The organism is Streptomyces jumonjinensis, from assembly GCF_009600885.1.
In the GTDB taxonomy this organism is placed as follows: domain Bacteria; phylum Actinomycetota; class Actinomycetes; order Streptomycetales; family Streptomycetaceae; genus Streptomyces; species Streptomyces jumonjinensis.
The window spans coordinates 170535-177172 of record NZ_VCLA01000197.1; the positions used below are offsets into that span (position 1 = coordinate 170535).

The following is a 6638-nucleotide window of genomic DNA, read 5'->3' on the forward strand; positions in this document are numbered from 1 at the left end:
ACCCCTTGCCCCGAACCCCCCGACACACCCAAGGAGCAAAGCCGGTTGAAGCCAGGCGGTCCAGTACAAGCCCGGCTCACACGGCCCGCACTCCGGCACACACCAACTGACGGGCCGGCTGGCCAAGCGGGCGGGCTCCCGGGCCCCTTCCGCACATGCTCCGGCATTCGGCGATTGAACCGTCCTACTGGAGAGTGGGACGAAAGGCCCGAGACGGGCGGGACGCCCCACGGGCGAGGCGGACAGACGTTGAGAAGGACCTGGCGGCAGTCCGGGCGGGCAAGCTGACGCTGCGGCGGATCAACAGCCCCGGAAGCATATGAGGCGCCGGGATGGCCTCCATGGCAACCAGTCAAAGCGCAAGGAGAACACCATGGTGCTAAGCCGACACGAAGGCTGAGACTCCCACCGCGCTCTGCGAAAGCGTGATCAAGCAGCTCGGTGCCGTGGCCGAGCCATTGGGATCGTGTGGCACCGCCCCCGAGGTCGCCACGTCCAACCTGGAGTGACGGTGCCGCCCGCCCGCAGTAAGGACCAGGACGGCTTCGCCGACCTGGGAAAGCGGTGGCGCGTCGAGCGCGTCGGTCAGAGCACCCGGAGACGCCCGGGACCATGAGCGGTTCGTCTCCCGCAGCGAGGCCACATCACCTGGACGTTCATCACGTTCATGGTCCGCCGCTCCTCACCGCACACCGCTCAGCCGGCCGGGGCAGCCAACAAACGGAAGCCCGCACGCGGCGGATGCAGCCGCACGCCATCCGGCTCGCCCCCACCGCCCTGGCCAGCCGTTCACAGTTTGAAGAGGCGCACAGCGTTCTCCCGTCCGATCTTCTGGAGGTTGGGGTCGCCGAGCTCGATGCCGTCGTACCAGTTCGCTGCCTCTTCCATGGATTCGAATGGGTAGTCCGTGGAGAAGAGGATGCGGTCGGCGCCCATCTCGACGATGGCGTCCGCCAGTGACGGTGTGTGGAAGTTGCCGCTGGTGGTGACGTAGAAGTTGTGGTGCAGGTAGTACGCGAACTTCTGCTTCACCGCGATCCCGCGCGGTGACATCGGAATGCGGTGGTCGGTCCGCCAGATGTTGTACGGCAGGAGTTCACCGAGGTGGCCCAGGATGACCTGGACCCCGGGGTAGGCGTCGAACAGCCCGCTGCCCATCAGGCGCAGGGCGTGGGTTCCGGTCTCCACGGAGAAGGCCCAGGCGGAGCCGAGGAGCCAGGGGTGCCCTTCGTAGATTCTCTGCTGATCCTCCAGCGGGTCCCGCGGGTGCAGGTAGACCGGGACGTCGAGGCGCTGGGCGGTCTCCCAGAACGGCCAGTACCGCCTGTCGTCCAGGTATACCGCGGTGGAAGGGTCTCCGACCTGTGAGAAGCCGTTGACGAGGGCGCCGACGAACCCGAGGTCGGTCACGCAACGCTCCAGCTCGGCGCAGGCCGCGTCCGGGTCCTGCATGGGCAGTGCGGCGAAGCCGGAGAACCGGTCGGGGTGCTTGGCGATCTCCTTGGCCGCATGGTCGTTGAGGCGGCCGGCCCAGTCGACGGCCTGCTTGCCGCCGTACATGCTCTGGATACCCGGCGCGAGGAGGGAGAGGATGTTCCTCTCGATGCCCAGGGCGTCCATCTTCCTGAGCCGGATGTCGTTGATGTCCAGCAGCTGCTTGCGGGCTTCCGGCCAGGTCTCCGGGGTGAAGTGCTCTTCGGACTGGCCCACGATGTCGGGGTCGGTTGCGCCGAAGTGCTCTTCGAGAGCGATCTTGTTCCGCATCATGACCTACCTTGAGAGGACACCACACATCCCCCTCCGGCTTTCCCATGGTGACTACAGCCGGGCAGACACCGCAACACGATCAGCAGGCATTCCCGAACAGAAAGCAAGAACCCGGCCCCTTGCGGATCGTCTGTCCAGGCGATCGCTTTCTCCGACAGACCCCCTGGCCATGCCGCAGCTCGGGACTTCCCCCGGGTCGGGGCCATGAGCGATACCGCCGAACGTGCTGACGGGCCACGGCACGGTCCGAACAGGTGGCGGGGCGGCTCCGCCGCCCGGTGTGCTTGTGATCCGCTGTCGGGTCACAGTCGTGCGGCGATGTGTTCGGCGGCTGAGATCACTGCGGGGTCGATGGCAGCGCACGGGGAGTCGGGCAGGATCGAGGCGTCCACAACGCGCAGGCCCCGCAGGCCGCGAACGGCGCCGAGGCTGTCGGTCACGGCGGTCGGGTCGTCGTCCGCTCCCATGCGTGCGGTGCCGAGCGGGTGGTGGTAGGTGTCGAGGGTGGCCAGCATGGAGGCTTCGATGTCCGCGTCCGATGTCGCGGTCGTGCCGGGTGCCAGTTCGTGGTCGATGATTTCGCTGAGCGGGGCGGTCGCGCCGATGCGCCGGGCCAGGCGTACCCCTTCGAGGAGGCGGGCCCGGTCCTGTGGCTCGGCCAGCATGTTGAGATCGATGCGGGGCGCGTGTGCCGGGTCGCGGTCGACCAGGGTCAGGGTGCCTTTCGACGTCGGCCGCACCAGCGCCACCGCGAGCAGGAAGCCAGCCCCGGTGGGACTCCACGAGGGGTCGAAGAGGTGGGTGGCGGTGATGTGCAGGTCCAGCTCGCCGGGTTCGGCGTGGGTGCTGGCGGTCCAGACCTTGGCGGCGATGACGGGGGTGACGTCACCGATCCGGTCGGGGTGCGCCGCGTAGGTGTTGTAGTAGAACGGGTGGTCGTACAGGGTCTGGCCCACGGGGAGATCCACGACCACGTCGATGCCCAGGGCCGTGAGGTCGGCGGCGGGACCGATCCCGGAGCGCAGCAGGATGGCCGCGCTGCCGTAGGTGCCTGCCGACAGCACCACCTCGCCGGCCCGGATCTCCTCGCCGTCGCCGAGGCGCACCCCGGTCGCACGGCCGCCTTCGATGAGCACGACGTCCACGAGGACGTCGCCTCGGATGGTCAGGTTGGGCCGGGCGCGGACGTCTTCGGTGAGGTAGGCCATACCGACGTTGACTCTGGCGTCCTTGACCCTGTTCATGGGGTAGGGGCCCACGCCGCCGGGGGTGGGGCCGTTGAAGTCGATACAGGCCGGGATGCCCAGTGCGAGTGCGGAGTCCATGAAGGCGCGCTGGACACCGGTCAGCTCGTCGCGGTGCATCTGGTGGACCGGCATCGGGCCGGACCGGCCGTGCCAGGCGTCGTCGCCGTCGCCGTCGAAGGACTCCAGGGCCCGGTATCGCGGCAGGAGATCCGCGAAGGACCAGCCCTCAAGCCCGGCGGCGGTCCACCGGGCGTAGTCCGACGGCAGGGCGCGTACGAACACGGCGCCGTTGACCGCGGAACTGCCGCCGACCACCTTGCCGCGATAGGCGTCGACGGGGTGGCCGATGAAGCCCGGTTCGGAGCGGTAGCCCCAGTCGTAGCCGGTGGAGGTGCCGAGGAGGTCGGCGTCGGTGATGGACGGGGGGTAGCCGGCGGGTGGGTAGTTCGGGCCGGCCTCCAGCAGCAGAACGGTGCGGGCCGCGTCCTGGGACAGCCGGCTGGCCAGGACCGCGCCGGCCGATCCTGCCCCCACCACGATCACGTCGTACTTGGCGGTGGCCATGCGGTCATCCTCTCCAGCACCGTAGCGAATGTCGGATCAATCCAGTAATGCGATCCTTGTTCCAGGATTGCGTGCGGCGCAACCCGAGGCCCCCACGGCTCGTACACGGACAGTGATCCCTGCGTACACGTACGCCTCAAGTCGTCCATGGGGAGCACGGGCCGCCCGCGACCAGGGAAACCCCGGCAGCCCGCGCTCAGGCCCGCACCAGCGGGCCGGGAGCGGTCGGGCGGGCCGTCTGTCGGCCGACAACGGGAGGAGAGTCCGCTGATGGCCGCAGAGAGCATGGAGCCAGAGGTCCGGATCGCGACCGGGACACTGCGCGGGCGCAGCCAGGACGGAGTCGCCGCCTTCCGCGGCATTCCGTTCGCCCAGCCACCCGTCGGCGCGCTGCGCTTCGCCGCACCACGGCCCGTCGTGCCGTGGGACGGCGTGCGACCGGCCGCCGCATTCGGGCCCCCGCCGCCGCAGGCCGGCGCGATGAGCATGGGAGGGACGAATCCGCCGTACACCGGTGAGGACTGGCTCACGGTCAACGTCTGGTCACCGCAACCCGACACCTCGGCGCGGCTGCCGGTGATGGTGTGGGTCTACGGCGGCGCCTACATGTTCGGCGCGGCCAGTGAGCCCCTGTACGACGGCGCACTGATCGCCCGCGAGGGCGGTGTGGTGATGGTGACGTTCAACTACCGCGTCGGCATGGAGGGATTCGCCCAGATCGAGGGCGCCCCCGCCAACCGCGGCCTGCTCGACCAGGTCGCCGCTCTGGAATGGGTACGGGACAACATCACCGCGTTCGGCGGCGACCCCGGGCACGTCACGATCTTCGGCGAGTCCGCCGGCGCCGGATCGATCGCCGCGCTGATGACCATGCCGCGCGCGGCCGGGCTCTTTCGCCGGGCCATCGCACAGAGCGTCCCCGGCACCCTCCACTCCCCGGAGCTGGCAGCCGACATCTGCCGAGCCCTCGCCGCCCACCTGGGGCTGCGTCCCACCGCCGCCGACCTGGCCGGCGTCGCTCCCCCACAGCTGCCGGCCGCGGGCGACGCGGTCACCGCACGCCTGAGCCACTACGCCGAACGCTGGGGGCAGCAGGCCGCGTTCAACCCGACCCCCTTCTCGCCCGTCGTGGACGGAGACGTCCTGCCACGATCCCCCTGGCAGGCCCTCGCCGACGGAGCCGGACACGACATCGAGCTGCTCGCCGGACACAACCGGGACGAGTACCGGCTGTTCATCGCCCCCATGCTCGGCCACATCACCGAGGACCAGGCCACTGCCGCGCTGCGGGCGCTCGCACCCCGACCGGGCGGAGAACGGGCCTTCCGCCACGCCTACCCGAACGCCTCGGCGGAAGAACTGTTCACCCTCGTCACATCCGACTGGCTCTTCCGCATGCCCAGCCTCCATCTCGCCGAGGCACACATCGCAGGCGGAGGCCGCGCCCACGTCTACGAACTCACCTGGACAGCCCCGGCGATGGACGGCGCACTCGGCACCCCACACGGCGCCGACCTGCCTCTGGTCTTCGGCCGGTTCGACGCCCCACCCGGCCCCGGTCTGCTCGGGGGTCCCCCCACGCCACAGACACAAGCCCTCTCCGCGCGCATCCGCCATGCCTGGGCCGCCTTCGCCCACCACGGCGACCCCGGCTGGCCCGCCTACGACCCGTCCCAGCGGCTGGTACAGATCCTGGACACCGACCCCACCGTGACCCCGTACCCGGAGGAAATCTCCCGCCGCCTGTGGGAACACCACCGCTTCGAAGCACTACCCCTCCTCGGCTAACCCCACCTACCTGCACCACAGCGACGCGGCCAGGGAAACATTCTTCCGCCTGACACATCCTGAGAACCCATCGGCGCCCGACTCCCTCCTGCATCAAAAGGCCCGCCGCCGGGACAGAGCAGTTCCTCCAACTCGCCATCACATCGATCAGACTCGATCGTCTCCCGAATCGCCGTGACGCTGAGGTCGTCGCACACGCCCTCACCCGGATCTCGCACACCAGCCAGCCCGCGCAAGACTCGGACACACATCGTCCAGTACGGCGAAGCCCTGACCGCCGGGCGATCCACACGTTGATGACCCGCTGTCCCACTCGAAGGCCGGCCTGCCCGACCCCAGGAACCGCGCGCCGGAGCCGTCCCAGCAACTCGAAGCCGCGGAGCGGTGACCCCGTATACCGATTCAGCCCGAGAACTGCGACCGATACCGCGACGCACACCGTGTCGGTGGCCGTCTGCTGGTGTGTGCCGGAGTGCGGGCTGTGCGGGCCGGGCTCGTACTGGACCGCCTGGCTTCAACCGGCTTTGCTCTTTGGGCGTGTCGGGGGCTTCGGGGCAAAAAGGCGGGTATGGGGCAGGTAGTCCTCTGGGGGTGGGTGGCGGGTCTCGTGGCCGTGGCACAGCGTCCTTGAGGCGGGCGGCACTCTGGCCGGGCCCTGGCCGGGGCCCTCGACGGTAAGGCGGTCCCCCTGGTGAACGGTTCATTCCTCTCCCTGGCCCGATCTCCGCATTCCCCTCCCGTGGTGGGCTCGCCGCGGAGGCTGGACCGTGTCCGGCGAGCCGCGGTCGCGGCCGGTGCGGTACTCGCCGCCGTGTGCGGCCTCGTGGTCGGCATTCCCGGGACAGCGCACGCGGAGGCAAGCGACTGCTCGGTCAACTCCACCCCGGCCTTCAGTGAGACCATCAACGGCACCCCGGGCGACGACATCATCTCGTGCGTGCGCGGAGTCAATCCAGGGACGACCATCAACGCCGGAGCGGGCAACGACGACATCCTTGTCCTCTCCGAAACCCATGACCCCTCCGACCCTGGGCAGCCAGCTAACCGCGGGGTCATCAACGCGGGCTCCGGGGACGACACCATCCGCGTCTTCGCCGGGCTGCCGGACGCTACGGGAACAGGAGCTATCGGCAACGACGGGACGATCAACGGTGGCACGGGGAACGACACCATCAGGGTGACCGGCGGGGGCGGCTATGTGAGCGGGGACCATGAGATCCGGGTCGGGGGGCGTGGTGGGGAGGGGAACAACCGGGTCATCGACGGCGGCGG

General features: G+C 69.6%; 4 protein-coding genes. 2 read left to right on the forward strand and 2 right to left on the reverse strand.

Annotated features, from left to right (window positions below):
• Positions 1 to 789: 789 nt before the first annotated feature.
• Complete coding sequence (locus FF041_RS34390) at positions 790 to 1767, reverse strand: amidohydrolase family protein (RefSeq protein ID WP_323393552.1); 978 nt, start codon at positions 1765 to 1767, stop codon at positions 790 to 792.
• Between the two features lie 302 nt (positions 1768 to 2069).
• A complete protein-coding gene (locus tag FF041_RS34395) occupies positions 2070 to 3578 on the reverse strand; it encodes a GMC family oxidoreductase (protein ID WP_153526344.1) in 1509 nt (502 codons plus the stop codon).
• A gap of 270 nt (positions 3579 to 3848) precedes the next feature.
• Between FF041_RS34395 and FF041_RS34400 the strand changes: the two genes are divergently transcribed.
• Together FF041_RS34400 and FF041_RS38360 are read left to right on the forward strand one after the other, a co-directional pair.
• A complete protein-coding gene (locus FF041_RS34400; protein ID WP_153526345.1) occupies positions 3849 to 5366 on the forward strand; it encodes a carboxylesterase/lipase family protein in 1518 nt (505 codons plus the stop codon).
• A gap of 742 nt (positions 5367 to 6108) precedes the next feature.
• On the forward strand, positions 6109 to 6638 hold a 530-nt coding region (locus FF041_RS38360; protein ID WP_228388830.1), incomplete at its 3' end, for a hypothetical protein.

Excerpts from the sequence above, each read along its gene's own strand:
- FF041_RS34390 (WP_323393552.1), bottom strand. The coding sequence starts at position 1,767 with ATGATGCGGAACAAGATCGCTCTCGAAGAGCACTTCGGCGCAACCGAC.
- FF041_RS34395 (WP_153526344.1), bottom strand. The coding sequence starts at position 3,578 with ATGGCCACCGCCAAGTACGACGTGATCGTGGTGGGGGCAGGATCGGCC.
- FF041_RS34400 (WP_153526345.1), top strand. The coding sequence starts at position 3,849 with ATGGCCGCAGAGAGCATGGAGCCAGAGGTCCGGATCGCGACCGGGACA.